Raw genomic sequence first — 16,787 nt, 5'->3', positions numbered from 1 at the left:
GCATTAGGCCAATGGCAGTCAGTTACATCCCCACGGTCGACGGTCTGGGTAAGTATGGCGACTACTCACCAGTGTCCGTCGCCAATAACCTGGTGGCGGTGGCGGGCCAGTTCGGCGGCGACGCAGACAGCCCGGAAGAGCAAGTACGTGGCGCATTCGGCAACGTAGGTAAGGCTCTGGCCGCCGCCGGGCTCGACTTCTGCGACGTCATCAAGTTCACCACGTACGTCGTCGGCAGGGAGACGATCCCAGCGTTTATGGCAATTCGCAAAGAGGTGTTCAAGAAGATCTATTCGGCCGGGGTGTACCCACCCAACACGCTTTTGGTGGTTGCCGGTCTGGTCGAAGAGAGATTTGTAGTCGAGATCGAGGCACTGGCGTGCGCCCGGAACGGGTTTCTATGACCGTTCGTGCGCGGGGACTTCCGTTCACGCATGGTCGCGACCAGGTGATCTCGTATCCGGTGACCGCACTCGGGGTCCGATCGCGGGTTGTCGAGTCACTCTCCGGCACAACATCTTTGGTATGTCTGCACGGTGTGGGGTCGCGTGCTGACCGCTTCATCGCGGTGATACCGGGACTGGTAGATGCCGGATTCCATACTTACGCGATCGACTTTCCCGGGCACGGCTTCGCCGACAAGGCACCTGAGATGCAGGCCTGCGGGCCACGGAGAACGTGCTGACGGCCACCCCGGCCATCGACGCGCTCTACTTCGACAACGATGACATCGCTTTGGGCGGTATCCTGGCCGTCCAGCAGCGCGGACGGCCGATAGACAGCATTGTCATCATTGGTTCCGACGGAGGCGAGCCGGCGCTGAATGCCATAGCTGCGGGGACGCTCGACATGACGATCAGCTTGCGCGGCTACGCGTCCGGCCGCGTCGCTGCCACCAAGCGGATCGACAACCTACGCAATGGCACCAAGCCCAACGACCGTTTCGTCCCGGTCGAGGCGCTGATGATCACCAAGTCCAACCTTGCCGATGCCCGGGCGAAGATTTCCGCGGGCAATTGCTGACATGCATTCGGGGATCAGCTGCTGTCCTCCGCCGCCCGCGGTGGCGGCGAAACATGCTGGATCCCAAGCGAGTTGACAGGAGCGGGAAAGCACCGACGAGTCGCGTCGGCGTCGGGTCCGGCCCGGGTGTTGAATCTAGGCATGTTGAGTCTGGCCGAAATTTCCGACCGTCTGGAGATCCAGCAGCTGATGGTGGACTATTCCACCGCGATTGACCAGCGGCGGTTCGACGATTTGGACAAGGTGTTCACCGAAGACGCATACATCGATTACACCGCCCTGGGTGGAATCGAAGGCCGATTTCCCGAGGTCAAGAAGTGGCTGTCGGAGGTGCTGCCGACCTTTCCGGTTTACGCGCACATGCTCGGGAACTTTTCGGTGCAGATCGACGGGGATAAGGCCTCGTCACGGGTGATCTGCTTCAACCCGATGGTCTTTCCCGGCGATTCGGGTAAACCGGGAGACCAGGTGATGTTCTGCGGCCTCTGGTACGACGACGAGTTCGTGCGTACGCCGCAGGGTTGGCGGATGACCCGCCGGGTCGAGACGAAGGTCTTCCAGAAGGTGATGTGACGCCGCCGCGGCGACGCCGCTGGGCGAATTTCTGTCGAAGCCCCTCGTTCTGGCACAATAAGCGGCTGTCCGCCCCGCGACTACGGTTGCGCAGCGGTCACACACGCGAGGCAAAACCGGACCCGGGCATCCCGCCCGGATCGCTGAATTGCAGCGTGACACACACAGGAGAAATCGCTTACCCATGGCTGTCAAGATCAAGCTCACCCGGCTTGGGAAGATCCGCAATCCCCAGTACCGCGTCGCCGTGGCCGACGCACGCACCCGCCGTGACGGCCGCTCGATCGAGGTGATCGGCCGGTACCACCCCAAGGAAGAGCCCAGCCTGATCGAGATCAACTCGGAGCGGGCCCAGTACTGGCTGTCTGTTGGCGCGCAACCGACCGAGCCGGTCCTCAAACTGCTGAAGATCACCGGTGACTGGCAGAAGTTCAAGGGTCTGCCCGGCGCGGAAGGCACCTTGCAGGTCGCCGCGGCGAAGCCGAGCAAGCTGGAGCTGTTCAACGCCGCGCTCGCCGAGGCCGAGGGCGGCCCGACCGCCGAGGCCACCAAGCCGAAGAAAAAGGCCCCCGCCAAGAAGGCCGCCAAGGGCGCAGAGAAGGGCGACAAGGCCGACGAGGTCCAGGAGACCGCCGAAACCGCCCCGGCCGCGCAGGCCGAATCGACCGAGTCCGCTACCGAAAGCTGACTGTGGCCATGAGTACGGTCGTCGTCGACGCTGTTGAGCATCTGGTCCGCGGCATCGTGGACAACCCGGACGATGTCCGGGTTGACCTCGTGACGAGCCGGCGCGGGCGAACGGTCGAGGTTCACGTCCACCCCGACGACCTGGGCAAGGTGATCGGTCGCGGCGGACGCACGGCGACCGCGCTGCGCACGCTGGTCGCCGGCATCGGTGGCCGCGGTATCCGCGTCGACGTGGTGGACACCGACCAGTAGGTCTTTCGCACTCATGGAGTTGCTCGTCGGGCGCGTCGTGAAAGCGCACGGCATCACCGGCGAGGTGGTGGTCGAAGTTCACACCGACGACCCCACCATCCGCTTCGCCCCGGGTAATACGCTGCGCGCCAAGCCCTCTCGCGGCAACGCAGCGCCGCGTAGCTTCGTCGTCGACACCGTGCGTGACCACGGCGGTCGGCTGCTGGTGCGGTTGGCCGGAGTGCACGACCGCGACGCCGCGGATGCGTTGCGCGGCAACCTGTTCGTGGTGGACTCCGATGACCTGCCGCCGATCGACGAGCCGGACACCTACTACGACCACCAGCTCGAAGGCCTGCAGGTACGCACCACCGCCGGGCACGACGTCGGTGTCGTCGCCGAAGTGCTGCACACCGCGGCCGGCGAGTTGCTGGCGGTGCGCCGAAGGGAAGGCGGCGAGACCCGAGAAGTGTTGGTGCCGTTCGTGACTGCGATCGTCACGTCGGTGTCGCTGGACGACCAGACGGTCGAAATCGATCCGCCCGAGGGTCTGCTGGATTTGGCGTAGATGGGGCGCGTATCGGCATGAAGATCGATGTGATCACGATTTTTCCGGCCTACCTGGATCCGCTGCGGCAATCGTTGCCGGGCAAGGCGATCGAGTCGGGTCTGGTCGACATCGGAGTGCACGACTTGCGTCGGTGGACGCACGACGTGCACCGCTCCGTCGATGACGCACCCTACGGCGGCGGCCCCGGCATGGTGATGAAGGCACCCGTCTGGGGCGAGGCGCTCGACGAAATCTGCTCCAGCGAAACACTATTGGTGGTTCCAACGCCGGCGGGCGAGATGTTCAAGCAGGCCACCGCGCAGCGCTGGAGCCGGGAGCGGCATCTGGTGTTCGCCTGCGGCCGCTACGAAGGCATCGACCAGCGCGTCGTCGAAGACGCCGGCCGCCGGATGCGGGTCGAAGAAGTCTCGATCGGTGACTACGTGTTGCCAGGTGGGGAATCGGCGGCCGTGGTGATGATCGAAGCGGTGCTGCGGCTGCTGACCGGCGTGCTGGGCAATCCGGCGTCACACCGCGAAGATTCGCACTCACCGACGCTGGGCGGGCTGCTCGAGGGGCCCAGCTACACCCGGCCGCCGACCTGGCGGGGCCTCGACGTTCCCGAGGTGCTGCTGTCCGGCGACCATGCGCGGGTCGCCGCCTGGCGCCGCGAGGTGTCGCTGCAGCGCACCCGTGAGCGCCGCCCCGATCTCGATCCGGGCGAGCCCGGCGCCTGACCCGACGCTAGAAAGCCGTGGAGCCGATCCGGCCGTTGGGGAACATCGTCTTGACGGCCTGGGTGATCGTGTCGCGCGCCGTCGCGTCGTCGGAGGACTGCAGCGACTCGACCACCACGATGTAGCGACGGTCCGCGCCCACCACGCCCGTCGACAAGTGCATCCACTCGGTGCCGATGCAGCACATCCAGCCCTGCTTGACCGCCACGGGCTCCGCGAACAGGCCGTCGGGGATGCCGAACCGCTGCGGGTAGCCGTCAATGCCGTTCGGGGTCGACTGGGCCAGGTCGTTGACGATGATCTTGGCCCGCTCCGCGGGCAGCCCACCGGTGCCGTCGAGCAGCTCGTCGTAGTAGTGGATCAGGTCGGTCAGCGAGCTCATCGTGTTCCACCACCGGCCGTCCGAGGGCGGGGTGGTGGACGACAGGCCGTAGCGGCTCGCGACCTGACTGATGATGCTGCTGCCGCCGCCCTGATCCCAGAACCGTTCGGCGGCGCCGTCGTCGGACGACTGCAACATGACATCCAGTGCCTGACGGTCCTGCGGGGACAACCGAATCCTGCCCTGGGCCTCCTGCAGCAGCAGGTCGTCGGCGATGAACAGCTTGGCCACCGACGCGGTGCCCACGATCAGCGGGTTGCCGTTGGAGACCAGCTCGTGCGTCCTGCGGTCGAGGATGCCCACCGACAGCGTGGCCCCGCTCGCGGCGGCCTGCTCGGTGGCCTGCTGGATGCGCGCCTGTAGCCCGTTGAATCCGGCCATCGGCGCCCCGGCCAGCTGGCCGCTGTCCGGGTTGGTGTCCAGCAGCAGCTGCACGAGTTGCGAGGAGCCAGCGGCGGGCTTGCCGGATGCTTTCTGGGCCCGCGCGCCCAGCTGCGCCTCGTCACATCCGGCCAACACCAGCGTCACCGCCGCAATCACGGCGAGCGCGGTGAGCGGACGGACACGCATCGCTGTTCTCCCTGTTCTCCGACATCGGCTATTAGTGGGCGGTCTACCTGCAATCTGCCCAGGCATCCTTGGGTCCGGGTTGGCTCCGGGTTGAATTTTGGTTAACAAGCGCGGATGACCCCAGTCATATGTACCACTCACCAGCGGCTTCGGCGCACCGCAAACCGCAGCGTTTACCTGTGATTTTCAATGCACGCGGGGTGTCTGGCACAATTGACCAGTTGTCTTTCGCGGCTGGGCGGTTTTGCGCTCGCCGCGGGATGCGCCCCCGAAGCCCCAATGGCTTGCCGACCACCCCTGCGTGCGGGCAGCTGCCGCACGCCGTGACCGCAAGGAAGTGTCTCTCACATGAACAGGCTGGACTTTGTTGACCAGGCGTCGCTGCGCGACGACATCCCGGCCTTCAACCCGGGCGACACCATCAACGTGCACGTCAAGGTCATCGAGGGTGCCAAAGAGCGCATCCAGGTGTTCAAGGGTGTAGTGATCCGTCGGCAGGGCGGCGGCATCCGTGAGACCTTCACCGTGCGCAAGGAAAGCTACGGCGTCGGCGTCGAGCGGACCTTCCCGGTGCACTCGCCGAACATCGACCACATCGAGGTCGTAACGCGCGGTGATGTGCGTCGGGCCAAGCTGTACTACCTGCGCGAACTGCGCGGCAAAAAGGCGAAGATCAAGGAAAAGCGCTGACCGCGCCCGTCGCGGCGATGCCGGCGGTACGCCCGGCCGGTCGCGACGACGCCTTACCGGCCGGCACACCGTGCTGACTACGCTGATCTCGTGACGGATTCCACGGACTCACCCGAGCCCCAGTCCGACCCTGCTCAGTCGGAGCCGAAGGTCTCCACGCGCACCCCCGAGACGCCGTTGGGTGACGTCGACGACACGACCGTCGAGCCGGACTCTGCCGGCGTTGAGGCCCACGCGGGGGACGAAGCGGAAACGCCGGAGCCCAAGAAGAAGTCGGCGCTGCGCGAGCTGGCGGTGCTGGCCGCCACGGCGATCCTGCTCTACTACGTGATGCTGACGTTCGTGGCGCGCCCGTACCTGATTCCGTCGGAGTCGATGGAGCCCACTCTGCACGGGTGCACCGGCTGCGTCGGCGACCGGATCATGGTCGACAAGCTCAGCTATCGCTTCGGGTCTCCGCACCCCGGGGACGTCATCGTCTTCAAGGGGCCGCCGTCCTGGAACGTCGGCTACAAGTCGATCCGGTCGAGCAACACCGCGCTGCGCTGGGTACAGAACGCGTTGTCGTTCATCGGGTTTGTGCCGCCCGATGAGAACGATTTGGTCAAGCGGGTCATCGCCGTCGGGGGACAGACGGTGCAGTGCCGGGCCGACACCGGACTGACGGTCGACGGCAAGCCACTCAAGGAGCCGTATCTGAACCCGGGCACGATGATGGCCGATCCGACCGTATATCCCTGTCTGGGAAGCGAATTCGGCCCGGTGACGGTGCCGGCAGGCCGGCTGTGGGTGATGGGGGACAATCGCACCCACTCCGCCGATTCGCGGGCCCATTGCACCAGTGTTCCGGCCGACGCACTCAAAGGCGTGCTGTGTACCGGTGATCCGATGTCGGGGACGGTGCCGGTGGCCAATGTTATCGGCAAGGCCAGGTTCATCGTCTGGCCGCCGACACGATGGGGTGGCGTGGGTTCGACGAACCCCCAGCAAGGTCAGTAGCCGTGGCCACCACGTGGCCGCCGCGGACGGTCATCCGGAAAGCGTCAGGGCTACGCACCCTGGAATCCGCGCTGCACCGCAATGGTCTGGGCCCGGTGGCGGGAGTGGACGAGGTGGGTCGCGGCGCCTGCGCCGGCCCGCTGGTGGTGGCGGCGTGCGTGCTCAGTCCTAATCGACTGGAAAGCCTTGCTGCTCTTGATGATTCGAAGAAGCTGACCGAGAAGATGCGGGAGAAGCTGTTCCCGTTGATTCGCCGCTACGCGCTGGCCTATCACGTCGTGTTCATCCCCTCGACCGAAGTCGACCGACGCGGCGTGCACGTCGCCAATATCGAGGGCATGCGGCGTGCGGTAGCCGGGCTGTCGGTGCGGCCCGGTTACGTGCTCAGCGACGGCTTTCGAGTGCCCGGGCTGCCGATGCCGTCGCTGCCGGTCGTCGGTGGCGACGCGGCGGCCGCCTGCATCGCGGCGGCCAGCGTGCTGGCGAAGGTGAGCCGCGACCGGCTGATGGTGAAAATGGATGCCGAGCATCCCGGCTACGGCTTCGCCGAGCACAAGGGCTACAGCACCCCCGCGCACAGCCGCGCGCTGAACAGCCTGGGCCCCTGTCCCGAGCACCGCTTTTCGTTCATCAACGTCCGCCGGGTGGCCTCGCCGTCCGGGGATGGATCGTGCACCCGGGTGGTCGCCGAATGCAAACCGGACCTACCGGCCGAGCGGGCCGAGTACCTGTGAGGAAAGATGGACACAGACTCCTGACGGGGCGGTCATGCTGGCAGCAGCGGCCGTGGACCGGAGTCGGGATACTGGCAGGGAAAAGGACGTCTGAGCAGGTGAGTGGCAGATGAGCGCGGAGGATCTCGAAAAGTACGAAACCGAGATGGAGCTCTCGCTCTACCGCGAATACAAGGACATCGTCGGCCAGTTCAGCTACGTGGTGGAGACCGAGCGCCGCTTCTACCTGGCCAACAGCGTCGAGATGGTGCCCCGCAACGCCGACGGCGAGGTTTACTTCGAGCTGCGCCTGTCCGACGCCTGGGTGTGGGACATGTACCGGCCGGCGCGGTTCGTCAAGCAGGTGCGGGTGGTCACCTTCAAAGACGTCAACATCGAAGAGGTCGAGAAGCCCGAGCTGCGGCTACCCGAGTAGTTGCTCGCCGTTGGACGGCAGGCTTCCGCGCCGCTCGATGACCTCGCGCGCCACGTCGGCCAGCTTGATGTTCAGGGCCTGCGAGTGCCGGCGCAGCAGGTCGAATGCCTGCTCCTCGGTCATGTCGTGCAGCAGCATCAGCATGCCGACGGCCTTGCCGATTTCCCGGTTGCTGAGTAGGCCCCGCCGCAGGCTGGCGGCGTCTTCTCCCTTGGCTACCGCGTTGATGGCCACGCTGGCGAAGGAAGCCAGCACCGCCGCCCGCCCGGCGGACTCGTTGTCGAACATGTTGGGGGTGTCGCTGAACAGGTTGAGCGCCGCGCCTTTGCGCTTGTTGACCAGTAGCCGAAACCCCATCGCACCGCGCACCGGCGTCTCGGCGACCAGCCGGGCCGCCAGCTTCGGCCAGTGCGACGGCGTGGTCAGGTCGGTGTCGATCTGTGGGGTTTCCTCCTCGATCGCGTCCAGGCACGGGCCGTCGCCGGCTTCCAGCTCCATCTGATCGATCTTCTTGGCGAGTTCGTCGCTGGCGCCGACGGTGATGTAGCGGTCGTTTTCCAGCAGCAGCAGGCTGGCGTGATCACAGCCGCGGACGGTCAGGGTCGCGGCGACGCAGATGGCCGCGTACATCTCCTTGGCCTCCGAGCCCTGATAGAAGATCTCGGCCAGCGCCGCGAAGACCGTCGCGGGGTCGGCCTTCTCCCCGCCCGGTGTCGCGGTGCGTGGGCCGCCCTTCGCTTCTTCTGCCATGTCGTGCCTCCCCGGCGATGTCGCCGTCTCGCCCACGGTAAGCCGCCGGCAATCGCTGCGCGCCAACCAGGCCGTACCCACTGTGTAATCCGCACTCGCCGCCAACCGGCAAGTCAAGTCGACCCTAGAGCAAGCGGCCCGCTCACCACCGACTTTCGGCGATGGTGGTTGGTCCGAAGCGTCACCGGGAAGCATCTGAGGGTGGGGCTTACCGTTGCTGTGACCGGGCCGACCGGAGAGATCGGTATCTCCGCGGTAACCGCGCTGGAGCGCGAACCCGCTGTCGACACGATCATCGGGATGGCCCGGCGGCCGTTCGACCCCGCGTCGCGCGGCTGGCAGAAGACCAGCTACCGGCAGGGCGACATCCTGGACCGCACGGCCGTGGACGCACTGGTGGCGCAGGCCGACGTGGTGATCCACCTGGCGTTCATCGTGATGGGTTCGCGGCAGGAGAGCGAGCGTATCAACCTGCAGGGCACGCGGAACGTGTTCGAGGCGACGGTGACTCAGTCCCGCCCACGGCGCCTGGTGTACTGCTCGTCGGTGGCGGCCTATGGCTATCACGCCGACAACCCGGTGCCGCTGACCGAGGATGTGCCGACCCGAGGGTCACCGGAGCACTACTACTCCGCGCAGAAGGCGGCCTGCGAGGCGATGCTCGGCGACATCGTCGCGGATTCCGCGCTGGAGGTGTTCGTGCTGCGGCCCTGCGTCGTCGCCGGCCCGAACGCTCCGGCGCTGGCCGACGCGATGCCGTGGAATCAGCTCCCGGGCCCGGTGCGTGCCGTGGTCAAGGCGGTGCCGGCGCTCAAGCCGGTCGTGCCGGATCCGGGTTTCGCGCTGCAGCTGGTGCACCACGACGACGTCTCCGCCGCGATCGCGCTGGCCGCGACCGCCCCGGTACCGCCGGGGGCCTACAACATTGCCGGTGACGGCTTGGTGACGATCGCCGAGGTGGCCAGGGCGCTAGGCGGCCGGCCGCTCCGCGTTCCCGGTGCGGCGGCGACGGCCGCGTCGGCGGCGCTGGCCAGGGTGCCGTTCGTCCCGTCGGCCTTGGAATGGCTGCACGCCACCCGGACATCGGTCGTGATGGACACCACCAAGGCGCGGACGCGGCTGGGCTGGCGGCCGCTGTACTCCTCGGCGCAGGCGCTGGCGGCGCTGGCCTCGGCGGTGTGATCGCCCGCCGGGTAGTTTGACCTGGTGAGGTCAATGCCGTGGGGAATGTGACCGCGCGCCGGCGCGCCCTGCATCTGAACGCCGGTCAGGCCGTCAACCGTCCGGAAACCTTGGCGGTGGAGGAGCCGCTGGAACTGCGTGTCAACGGCACGCCGGTAACCGTGACCATGCGGACGCCCGGATCGGACTTCGAACTCGCCCAAGGCTTTCTGCTCACCGAAGGCGTGATCGCCCGGCGCGGCGACGTACAGACCATTCGCTACTGCGGCGGTCGCGGACCCGATGGCGCCAACACCTACAACGTGGTGGACGTGACGCTCGCGCCGGGCGTGCAGCCGCCCGGTCTCGACGTGACCCGTAACTTCTACACCACCTCCTCGTGCGGAGTGTGCGGCAAGGCGTCCCTGGACGCGGTGCGGTTGATCAGCCGCTTTCCGCCGGGGGATGACCCCGTCCTGGTCGGCGCCGACATCCTCAAGGCGCTGCCCGGCCAGTTGCGCGGTGCGCAAAAGGTTTTCGATAGCACCGGCGGCTTGCACGCCGCCGCGCTGTTCGACGCGGCCGGGTCGATGCTGGTGGTCCGCGAAGACATCGGCCGGCACAACGCCGTCGACAAGGTGATCGGTTGGGCGCTGGAACAGCAGCGGATACCGTTGCGCGGTTCGGTGCTGCTGGTCAGTGGCCGGGCGTCGTTCGAGCTCACGCAGAAGGCCGTGCTGGCCGGGATTCCGGTGCTGGCCGCGGTGTCCGCGCCGTCGTCGCTGGCGGTATCGCTGGCCGAGGACTCCGGGCTCACGCTGGTGGCATTCCTGCGCCAGGATTCGATGAACGTCTACACCCGCCCCGACCGGATCGCCTGACCGCATGCGGCGCCGTCCCCGGCTTTCTGCGCCGGAGCGGCTGTGGATAGACGCCCGGCTGGGGATGACGGGTCGTCACCGGGGGGCCTGACCGCTCGACGCGACCCGCGATGTCGGGACCGCCCGGCAGCGTTTGGCCGCATGACGACTGCGAAGACACCGACCCGGATCGAGCTGGGGGCGATGGGAGAGTCCCTGGCCGTGGACTTTCTGACCCGGACCGGGTTGCGGATCCTGGACCGCAACTGGCGATCCCGCTACGGCGAGCTGGACGTGATCGCCGCCGACGACGCCACCCGGACGGTGGTGTTCGTCGAGGTCAAGACCCGCACGGGCGACGGATACGGGGGGCTGGCGCATGCGGTCACGCCCCGCAAAGTCCGGCGGCTGCGCCGACTGGCCGGCCTGTGGCTGGCCGCGCAGGACGAACGCTGGGCGGCGGTGCGCATCGACGTGATCGGTGTTCGGGTCGGCCGCCGCCGCGTCCCGGAGATCTCCCACTTGCAGGGAATCGGCTGATGTCGCTGGGACGGGCATTCTCGGTGGCCGTGCGCGGGCTGGATGGGCAGATCGTGGAGATCGAGGCCGACATCACCTCGGGGCTGCCGGGTGTCCACCTCGTCGGCCTGCCTGACGCCGCGTTGCAGGAGTCGCGGGACCGGGTCCGCGCCGCAGTCACCAACTGCGGGAACAGCTGGCCCATGGCCCGGCTAACGCTCGCCTTGTCCCCGGCGACGCTGCCGAAGATGGGCTCTGTCTACGACGTCGCCCTGGCGGCGGCCGTGCTCTCGGCGCAGCGCAAAAACCCCTGGGAACGCCTGGAGAAGACGGTGCTGCTGGGCGAGCTGTCGCTGGACGGCCGGATCCGGCCGGTGCGCGGGGTGCTGCCCGCGGTGTTGGCCGCCAAACGCGACGGATGGCCCACCGTCGTCGTCCCGGTGGACAACCTCGCCGAGGCCAGCCTGGTCGACGGCATTGACGTCTGGGGGGTGCGCACGCTGCGCCAATTGCGGGGCTGGCTGACCGGGTCGGTGCGGTTGGACGCCCGGATCACCGCGTCCGCCGCGGGTCCGGAGCCGGCGGAAGATCTGACCGATGTGGTGGGGCAGGCCCAGGCGCGTTTCGCGGTCGAGGTGGCGGCCGCCGGTGCGCACCACCTGATGTTGACCGGGCCGCCGGGCGTGGGTAAAACGATGTTGGCCCAACGTCTTCCGGGACTGTTACCCCGGCTGACCGACAGTGAGGCCCTCGAGGTCACCGCGATCCATTCGGTGGCGGGGCTGTTGTCCGGGGACACGCCGCTGATCACCCGGCCGCCGTTCGTGGCGCCACACCACAGTTCGAGCGTCGCGGCCCTTGTCGGCGGGGGTTCGGGGATGGCCCGCCCTGGCGCGGTGAGCCGCGCCCACCGCGGTGTGCTGTTTCTCGATGAATGCGCCGAAATCGGCGTCAGCGCCTTGGAAGCGCTGCGAACGCCCTTGGAAGACGGGGCCATTCGGCTGGCCCGCCGCGACGGCGTGGCGTGCTACCCGGCCCGGTTCCAGCTGGTGCTGGCCGCGAATCCGTGTCCATGCGCGCCGGCCGATCCGCAGGATTGCATTTGTCCGGCGTTGACCAAACGCCGCTACCTGGGCAAGCTTTCGGGCCCGCTGCTGGACCGGGTGGACCTGCGGGTGCAGATGAATCCGGTACGGGCGGAGGCGTTCGCGGCGGCTGACGGCGAATCGTCTGCCCGGGTGCGCCACCGGGTGGCGCAGGCTCGAGAGACGGCCGCCGCGCGATGGCGACCACACGGCTTTCGGACGAACGCCGAAGTGAGCGGGACGCTGTTGCGCCGAAAGTTCCGGCCCAGCAGCCAGGCCATGGATCCGCTGCGCCGGGCGGTCGATCGCGGGCTGCTCAGCATCCGGGGGCTCGATCGCACATTGCGCGTCGCGTGGAATCGAAACTAGCAGAACTAGTGCTACAGTCAAGCGGTGCGCGCCGCTGTCTACCTACGTCAGTCGCAAGACCGCTCGGGCGAGGCGCTCGGTATTGACCGTCAACGCGAAGACGTGCGTCGTCTCGTCGAAGCGCGGGGCTGGACTGTCGTGGCTGAGTTTGTCGACAATGATGTATCCGCGCTGAGTCGCAAACCGCGACCGCAGTTTTCGGCGATGATGACCAGGGTCGACGCGGGCGAGTTCGACGTCATCGTTGCCCGCCACATGGACCGACTGCTGCGCCGGCTTTCCGAGCTTGAGAGCACACTCGAGCGATGTCAGCGGGCAGGTGTCGCAATCGTCACGGCGTCAGATGGTGTCGACACCTCCACCGACGGAGGGCGTCTGGTCGCCCGGATCCTCTCGTCGGTCGCACAAGGCGAAGTAGAGCGGAAGGGTTCCCGCCAACGGTCCGCGGCAGCCCAAGCTGCCAAGCAGGGGCGCTGGGTCGGCGGACGCCGCCCGTTCGGCTACGAGAAGGACGGCATCACCATCTGCGAGCCAGAAGCGGCCATGATTAAGCAGGCGTATGTCGATGTGCTCGCGGGTGAAACGGTGAGCGAGATCGCACGACGGTGGAATGCTTCGGGTGTCACGCCCGCTCAGAGTGAAAAGCGTTGGTACCGCGGAACAGTCAAGGACGTCCTGACGAATCCGCGACATGCGGGTCTGCGTCGATACCGGACGCCCGAGGAGCGGGCGAAGATCCGCCAAAACCCCGAGCTCGGCATCGTAGGCAAAGCGGAATGGCCGGCCATAGTCGACGAGACGACCTGGCGCGCCGCCGTGCGGATCCTCACCGACCCGGCCAGACTTACTGGCCGCGCCGGCGCGAAGGGCTTGCTGACCGGTGTGGCGCTGTGCGGTGTTTGCGGCCAAACGGTGCATCGCGGAGGAGCTGTTGGTCGGTACCCAATGTATCGATGCATCAGCGGACGCCACGTGTCGCGACGGGCTGAGCCTGTCGATGAGTATGTGATGGCCGTCGTGGTCGAGCGGCTGCAGCAGCCAGACGCGGCGAGTCTCTGGGCGCCTGAGCTGCCGGACGCCGACGAGCTGATGGCCGAGGCTGACAAGCTGCGTCGCGAGCGTGACGGAATCGACGATGACCGCGCCGAGGGGCTCATTGACCGGGTCCGGTGGCGAACCATGAACGAGCGAATCGCTTGCCGTCTGGGCGAGATTGAGGCGAAGCTCGCATCGGCCGGTTCGTCGTCGCCACTATCGATCGTCGCAAGCGGCCATGTCGAGGAGACATGGGCGGCGCTGTCAATTGCGCAGCGGCGCAACATCATCGCCGCGCTCGTCGTACCCGTAATCCATCCACCCGGACCCGGGACTCGTACGTTCCGACCCGAAACAGTCGAAATCCGTTGGAAGGCATAGGAATGGGACGAGGACGTGGCCGCTTCTACAGTTGGACGGAGGACGGTGGTGTCGAGCCGAACCACTCGCGGCCACCCATCGTCGTCTGGTGCAGCCACGGCATCGTAAATGGCAACAGCGCCTTCGTGCAACGATATCGGTTCGACATCAGCATGGGGAGGTGGAATCCCACTGACTACACCGCCGAAGGTGCGACGCACGCGCCGAACGTCTCGGGCGCTGCTCCGCATGGGCCGATACCGCCAATGTTCGATGATGAGGATAACCCAGTCGCTCTCAGCGGCGAGCATTTCACGGCGCGGTGCAAGCGCTGCAGTCGACTAGTGGCAATGAACGCGTATCGGGCACAGGTGGCGCTGACGCGTCTCTCAGACGCAGGACTTACCGACATCCCGCTCGCCGCACTGCAACGCGCCTACGACGAAGCTCCCCGGCAGCGCCGCCACTAGCTGCTAAAGTCCAAAGCAGCGGTTGTGACCGAAACAGAGCCAGATAAAGTTGTGGCGCACAAGCAGACGAAATCGAGCTGCGGGAATACTCAGTAGGGCACGTGGACCAGCGCAATGATCCGCCCGGAGTGATCTGGGCGGGTTGCTTGTGCCCGGAGGTCCCCAAATGTCCGCCATCCACATTGGCAGAGCCCGAGTAGCCGCACTCAGCCGATCCCGCACTGCCGACGATCCCGAACTCATCTCAGCCAAGCGCAACCTCGCAGCGCTCAACCTTGAGCAGTACGTGACGCGAGTAGTCGCCGAAGCGCCACCACTTACCGTTGAGCAGCGCGACCGCATCGCCGCAATACTCCGAGGCGGTGGTGCGGCGTGAACGGGCCACCTCAGGAACGAGAAAGCCGCCCGGGCTACCAGGCGGCTCCTCTGAACCCAACATCCAACTCCGATCTTACTGCACCAAGCAGCGTTTCGAGGTCACAACAGGCCAGCTGGTGGAGTGTTCACGAGTTTGTCACTGCGGTGCTGGATCAAGTCAATGACTGGCCGATGGCCGGGACACCGGCCTGGTGTTCACTAGCGCATGACGACCCACGGAAATGGGCCGCATTGCTCGACGCAGCCCAGCATTTTGCGCTGCGTGTCGAGACATGCCAAGTGGCCGAATGCTTGGCGTCGCGTGCTGTTTCAGCTGCGGCGTCCTGGGCTGATGTTGCCCACGAGCAACACCAGCGGCAGAGCGCCATCGCCGTCGGCACCCGCATTGACAGGCGGCCGCCGGCATGACGTGGACCAAGTTGTCTGATGACTTCGCCGACGACTGCTGGGAGCTGAGCGACGCCGCTGTGAGATTGCATGTCGAGGGCCTGAACTGGACGATGCGAAAACTCACCCGCGGTGTACTCATCAAAGGCGAAATGCCTAGGTGGGCCAAGCGACCCGAAGCAGCGGTCGAGCTCGCCGACCGTGGTTACTGGCGCGATGAGGGCGATCGCTACGTCATCGTCCACCACATGGGCTACCAGCGTGAGCCCGACAAGATCCTCGCGCAGCAAGAAGTCAACCGCCGCAACGGCGCAAAGGGAGGACGTCCACGAGGGACCGACATCCGTCCACCTGAAACCAAATCGGTTACCGACTCGGTTAGCGATTTGGTTAACGAATCGCTTTCTGCTCCAACGCATGCCATCACAGATAAAACCGAATCGGTTAGCCAATCGAAAACCGAAAGGGACTGGTCTGGTCTGGTCTGGACAGGCATGAAACGTAATCAGCAAGGAGAAGGTGAGTTACGCGCGCGCGAGGGATCCAACGGCACAATGCCGTACACCCCAACCGCTGAACAGCTGGCTCGTATCGATCGCAATGTCGCACTCGGGTACGAGTCATGAGCCGCGGACCGATCGGCCGCGCCTATCGCCTCGCCGCCATGGACTCCAAATGCCCGACATGCCATGCCGGCCCGCACATGTGGTGCCGCCGCGACGACGGCCAAGTTCGCCGCACCCCTTGCATCGAGCGCCTGCGCCTCAACACCACCGACACCAAAACCGAAAGGACCACAACCCCATGAGTGACATCCCCATCATCGGCATCTCCGATATGGCCCGTGCAAGCAGACTTGTCCTCGCCGCGTTCGACGACGACCCGGCCAGATACAACGCCGTCATTGCCGAGGCGGCGAACCATCTACCCGAGCTCCTGTATGCGCTGGCCGGCTATGTAATTCGATCGCTCATCGAACACGAAGGCGCCGACCGAGCAAGGACTCGCATCGAGAGCCACCTCATTAGCGTCACCGAGTATTACGAGCGTGAGCTCATGCCGCCTGGACAACGATGACAGGGGTTACTCATCCAGTGAGTACCCCTGGCGGATCCCAGGACATGGCTGTGATTACCGAGGCCGAAGCTTGCACTGGTCGGATGAGATGCATCTCCGCAGGTGGGGGGGCGGTCCAACATCACGGGGCGTCGGCCGCTACTGACCGCGTTCGTGGTGTCGCTTTTCTCTGCACAAGTTCGTCACATGGGGGGGTCTGATGGCGGGGGGTGCTCGGCAGCCGGCGAAGCTGCTGCTGCTCAACGGCCGCGGTGACGGTAAGGACAGCGCCGGGCGTGTGGTGCCGACGCCCCCGAACTTCAAGCGGGTAGGGCCGAACCCGCCGACGTGGCTGACCCGTGAGGCCAAGGCCGAGTGGCGACGGATCGCGCCCGGGCTCGAGCGGCTGGATCTGATCAAGGCTGAGGACCGCGCGGCGCTGGCCGCGTATTGCGAGCTCTGGTCCCGCTGGTATCAGGCGCAAAAGGACATTCAGAAGAACGGCCTGGTCGCAAAGTCACAGCTGGATACACGCCCGGAACAGAAAGGGGTCCGAAGAGATGACTAGGAAGTCGTACGGCCGTATGCGGGCGGCGTTCCTTGAGCGCCAAGGGATCGAGCGGCGGCGGGTCATTCCGCAACCCGGGTCCTTGACGAGTCTGCCAAGCCGTTCGGGGGCTGGCGTCTCGGAGATGGCGTCGTCCCGCGGCGGCGGCGCTGGCGGTTTGGCGTTCCTGAACTCCAAAGAGCGGCAGGTATTCACGGC

General features: G+C 66.3%; 24 protein-coding genes and 1 pseudogene. 22 read left to right on the top strand and 3 right to left on the bottom strand.

Features of this window, described 5'->3' with window-relative positions:
• Window positions 1–11: 11 nt before the first annotated feature.
• From G6N33_RS03640 to trmD, 8 genes are all read left to right on the top strand, one after another.
• Window positions 12–404, top strand: a complete 393-nt coding sequence (locus G6N33_RS03640; RefSeq protein ID WP_044510744.1) for a RidA family protein — start codon at window positions 12–14, stop codon at window positions 402–404.
• Entirely contained in the window at window positions 401–685 is a 285-nt protein-coding gene (locus G6N33_RS27955) for an alpha/beta fold hydrolase (protein WP_044510745.1), read from the top strand. The genes G6N33_RS03640 and G6N33_RS27955 overlap by 4 nt, the downstream gene beginning before the upstream one ends.
• Complete coding sequence (locus tag G6N33_RS03635; protein WP_044510747.1) at window positions 679–1,023, top strand: sugar ABC transporter substrate-binding protein; 345 nt, start codon at window positions 679–681, stop codon at window positions 1,021–1,023. The genes G6N33_RS27955 and G6N33_RS03635 overlap by 7 nt, the downstream gene beginning before the upstream one ends.
• Before the next feature lie 141 nt (window positions 1,024–1,164).
• Window positions 1,165–1,596, top strand: coding sequence for a nuclear transport factor 2 family protein (locus G6N33_RS03630; protein ID WP_044510748.1), 432 nt, complete (start codon window positions 1,165–1,167; stop codon window positions 1,594–1,596).
• A gap of 184 nt (window positions 1,597–1,780) precedes the next feature.
• Window positions 1,781–2,284: a 30S ribosomal protein S16 gene (rpsP, locus tag G6N33_RS03625; RefSeq protein WP_044510750.1), complete on the top strand. Its 504-nt coding sequence runs from the start codon at window positions 1,781–1,783 to the stop codon at window positions 2,282–2,284.
• 8 nt (window positions 2,285–2,292) lie between these two features.
• Window positions 2,293–2,535: an RNA-binding protein gene (locus G6N33_RS03620; protein ID WP_036354608.1), complete on the top strand. Its 243-nt coding sequence runs from the start codon at window positions 2,293–2,295 to the stop codon at window positions 2,533–2,535.
• Between the two features lie 13 nt (window positions 2,536–2,548).
• Entirely contained in the window at window positions 2,549–3,082 is a 534-nt protein-coding gene (gene rimM, locus G6N33_RS03615; RefSeq protein ID WP_044510751.1) for a ribosome maturation factor RimM, read from the top strand.
• Between the two features lie 17 nt (window positions 3,083–3,099).
• Window positions 3,100–3,801 carry a tRNA (guanosine(37)-N1)-methyltransferase TrmD gene (gene trmD, locus G6N33_RS03610; RefSeq protein WP_044510753.1) on the top strand — a complete coding sequence of 234 codons (702 nt, stop codon included), beginning with the start codon at window positions 3,100–3,102 and terminating at the stop codon, window positions 3,799–3,801.
• Between the two features lie 7 nt (window positions 3,802–3,808).
• On the opposite strand, the gene G6N33_RS03605 is transcribed toward trmD, so the two are convergent.
• Complete coding sequence (locus G6N33_RS03605; protein WP_044510754.1) at window positions 3,809–4,753, bottom strand: serine hydrolase; 945 nt, start codon at window positions 4,751–4,753, stop codon at window positions 3,809–3,811.
• A 348-nt stretch (window positions 4,754–5,101) separates the two neighbouring features.
• Between G6N33_RS03605 and rplS the strand changes: the two genes are divergently transcribed.
• The 4 genes from rplS (at window position 5,102) to G6N33_RS03585 (ending at window position 7,591) form a co-directional block, all read left to right on the top strand.
• Window positions 5,102–5,443, top strand: a complete 342-nt coding sequence (gene rplS, locus G6N33_RS03600) for a 50S ribosomal protein L19 (RefSeq protein WP_044510756.1) — start codon at window positions 5,102–5,104, stop codon at window positions 5,441–5,443.
• Between the two features lie 90 nt (window positions 5,444–5,533).
• The gene (gene lepB, locus G6N33_RS03595; protein ID WP_044510758.1) at window positions 5,534–6,442 is read left to right on the top strand and encodes a signal peptidase I; all 909 of its coding nucleotides are present in this window, start codon (window positions 5,534–5,536) and stop codon (window positions 6,440–6,442) included.
• Between the two features lie 2 nt (window positions 6,443–6,444).
• Complete coding sequence (locus tag G6N33_RS03590; protein ID WP_044510759.1) at window positions 6,445–7,176, top strand: ribonuclease HII; 732 nt, start codon at window positions 6,445–6,447, stop codon at window positions 7,174–7,176.
• Between the two features lie 109 nt (window positions 7,177–7,285).
• Window positions 7,286–7,591, top strand: coding sequence for a DUF2469 domain-containing protein (locus G6N33_RS03585; protein WP_007171389.1), 306 nt, complete (start codon window positions 7,286–7,288; stop codon window positions 7,589–7,591).
• On the opposite strand, the gene G6N33_RS03580 is transcribed toward G6N33_RS03585, so the two are convergent.
• Window positions 7,580–8,341 (bottom strand): GAF and ANTAR domain-containing protein, encoded by a 762-nt coding sequence (locus tag G6N33_RS03580; protein ID WP_044510763.1) that lies wholly within the window; start codon window positions 8,339–8,341, stop codon window positions 7,580–7,582. The two genes, G6N33_RS03585 and G6N33_RS03580, sit on opposite strands and share 12 nt — an antisense overlap.
• Before the next feature lie 201 nt (window positions 8,342–8,542).
• On the opposite strand from G6N33_RS03580, the gene G6N33_RS03575 reads away from it, so the two are divergent.
• The 5 genes and pseudogenes from G6N33_RS03575 (at window position 8,543) to G6N33_RS03555 (ending at window position 13,751) form a co-directional block, all read left to right on the top strand.
• A complete protein-coding gene (locus tag G6N33_RS03575) occupies window positions 8,543–9,523 on the top strand; it encodes an NAD-dependent epimerase/dehydratase family protein (RefSeq protein ID WP_044510764.1) in 981 nt (326 codons plus the stop codon).
• 38 nt (window positions 9,524–9,561) lie between these two features.
• A complete protein-coding gene (gene fdhD, locus G6N33_RS03570) occupies window positions 9,562–10,383 on the top strand; it encodes a formate dehydrogenase accessory sulfurtransferase FdhD (RefSeq protein ID WP_044510766.1) in 822 nt (273 codons plus the stop codon).
• A gap of 141 nt (window positions 10,384–10,524) precedes the next feature.
• Entirely contained in the window at window positions 10,525–10,902 is a 378-nt protein-coding gene (locus tag G6N33_RS03565) for a YraN family protein (protein WP_044510767.1), read from the top strand.
• Window positions 10,902–12,326, top strand: a pseudogene (locus G6N33_RS03560) (YifB family Mg chelatase-like AAA ATPase); the annotation flags it as partial. The gene G6N33_RS03565 and the pseudogene G6N33_RS03560, both read left to right, overlap by 1 nt.
• Before the next feature lie 33 nt (window positions 12,327–12,359).
• Window positions 12,360–13,751 carry a recombinase family protein gene (locus G6N33_RS03555; protein ID WP_049919250.1) on the top strand — a complete coding sequence of 464 codons (1,392 nt, stop codon included), beginning with the start codon at window positions 12,360–12,362 and terminating at the stop codon, window positions 13,749–13,751.
• Window positions 13,752–14,444: 693 nt separating this feature from the next.
• On the opposite strand, the gene G6N33_RS03550 is transcribed toward G6N33_RS03555, so the two are convergent.
• Window positions 14,445–14,639 (bottom strand): hypothetical protein, encoded by a 195-nt coding sequence (locus G6N33_RS03550; RefSeq protein WP_163771417.1) that lies wholly within the window; start codon window positions 14,637–14,639, stop codon window positions 14,445–14,447.
• Between G6N33_RS03550 and G6N33_RS27820 the strand changes: the two genes are divergently transcribed.
• The 5 genes from G6N33_RS27820 (at window position 14,573) to G6N33_RS27160 (ending at window position 16,589) form a co-directional block, all read left to right on the top strand.
• Window positions 14,573–14,986, top strand: a complete 414-nt coding sequence (locus G6N33_RS27820) for a DUF2742 domain-containing protein (RefSeq protein ID WP_081662240.1) — start codon at window positions 14,573–14,575, stop codon at window positions 14,984–14,986. The genes G6N33_RS03550 and G6N33_RS27820 overlap by 67 nt on opposite strands.
• Window positions 14,983–15,591: a hypothetical protein gene (locus G6N33_RS03540; protein ID WP_049919252.1), complete on the top strand. Its 609-nt coding sequence runs from the start codon at window positions 14,983–14,985 to the stop codon at window positions 15,589–15,591. The genes G6N33_RS27820 and G6N33_RS03540 overlap by 4 nt, the downstream gene beginning before the upstream one ends.
• Window positions 15,588–15,773, top strand: coding sequence for a zinc finger domain-containing protein (locus G6N33_RS28095; protein WP_044510770.1), 186 nt, complete (start codon window positions 15,588–15,590; stop codon window positions 15,771–15,773). The genes G6N33_RS03540 and G6N33_RS28095 overlap by 4 nt, the downstream gene beginning before the upstream one ends.
• The gene (locus G6N33_RS03535; protein WP_044510772.1) at window positions 15,770–16,042 is read left to right on the top strand and encodes a hypothetical protein; all 273 of its coding nucleotides are present in this window, start codon (window positions 15,770–15,772) and stop codon (window positions 16,040–16,042) included. The genes G6N33_RS28095 and G6N33_RS03535 overlap by 4 nt, the downstream gene beginning before the upstream one ends.
• 199 nt (window positions 16,043–16,241) lie before the next feature.
• A complete protein-coding gene (locus G6N33_RS27160; protein WP_049919254.1) occupies window positions 16,242–16,589 on the top strand; it encodes a phage terminase small subunit P27 family in 348 nt (115 codons plus the stop codon).
• The last annotated feature ends 198 nt before the right edge of the window (window positions 16,590–16,787 follow it).

The sequence above is a fragment of the Mycobacterium simiae genome (genome assembly GCF_010727605.1).
Classification (GTDB): Bacteria; Actinomycetota; Actinomycetes; order Mycobacteriales; family Mycobacteriaceae; genus Mycobacterium; species Mycobacterium simiae.
This window is presented reverse-complemented; position numbering and strand designations above follow the sequence as displayed.

Excerpts from the sequence above, each read along its gene's own strand:
- G6N33_RS03630 (WP_044510748.1), top strand. The coding sequence starts at position 1,165 with ATGTTGAGTCTGGCCGAAATTTCCGACCGTCTGGAGATCCAGCAGCTG.
- G6N33_RS27955 (WP_044510745.1), top strand. The coding sequence starts at position 401 with ATGACCGTTCGTGCGCGGGGACTTCCGTTCACGCATGGTCGCGACCAG.
- G6N33_RS03585 (WP_007171389.1), top strand. The coding sequence starts at position 7,286 with ATGAGCGCGGAGGATCTCGAAAAGTACGAAACCGAGATGGAGCTCTCG.
- G6N33_RS03605 (WP_044510754.1), bottom strand. The coding sequence starts at position 4,753 with ATGCGTGTCCGTCCGCTCACCGCGCTCGCCGTGATTGCGGCGGTGACG.
- G6N33_RS03640 (WP_044510744.1), top strand. The coding sequence starts at position 12 with ATGGCAGTCAGTTACATCCCCACGGTCGACGGTCTGGGTAAGTATGGC.
- G6N33_RS03540 (WP_049919252.1), top strand. The coding sequence starts at position 14,983 with ATGACGTGGACCAAGTTGTCTGATGACTTCGCCGACGACTGCTGGGAG.
- G6N33_RS03580 (WP_044510763.1), bottom strand. The coding sequence starts at position 8,341 with ATGGCAGAAGAAGCGAAGGGCGGCCCACGCACCGCGACACCGGGCGGG.
- rpsP (WP_044510750.1), top strand. The coding sequence starts at position 1,781 with ATGGCTGTCAAGATCAAGCTCACCCGGCTTGGGAAGATCCGCAATCCC.
- G6N33_RS28095 (WP_044510770.1), top strand. The coding sequence starts at position 15,588 with ATGAGCCGCGGACCGATCGGCCGCGCCTATCGCCTCGCCGCCATGGAC.
- G6N33_RS03565 (WP_044510767.1), top strand. The coding sequence starts at position 10,525 with ATGACGACTGCGAAGACACCGACCCGGATCGAGCTGGGGGCGATGGGA.
- G6N33_RS03535 (WP_044510772.1), top strand. The coding sequence starts at position 15,770 with ATGAGTGACATCCCCATCATCGGCATCTCCGATATGGCCCGTGCAAGC.
- G6N33_RS03550 (WP_163771417.1), bottom strand. The coding sequence starts at position 14,639 with ATGTTGGGTTCAGAGGAGCCGCCTGGTAGCCCGGGCGGCTTTCTCGTT.
- G6N33_RS03620 (WP_036354608.1), top strand. The coding sequence starts at position 2,293 with ATGAGTACGGTCGTCGTCGACGCTGTTGAGCATCTGGTCCGCGGCATC.
- rplS (WP_044510756.1), top strand. The coding sequence starts at position 5,102 with ATGAACAGGCTGGACTTTGTTGACCAGGCGTCGCTGCGCGACGACATC.
- G6N33_RS27160 (WP_049919254.1), top strand. The coding sequence starts at position 16,242 with ATGGCGGGGGGTGCTCGGCAGCCGGCGAAGCTGCTGCTGCTCAACGGC.
- rimM (WP_044510751.1), top strand. The coding sequence starts at position 2,549 with ATGGAGTTGCTCGTCGGGCGCGTCGTGAAAGCGCACGGCATCACCGGC.
- trmD (WP_044510753.1), top strand. The coding sequence starts at position 3,100 with ATGAAGATCGATGTGATCACGATTTTTCCGGCCTACCTGGATCCGCTG.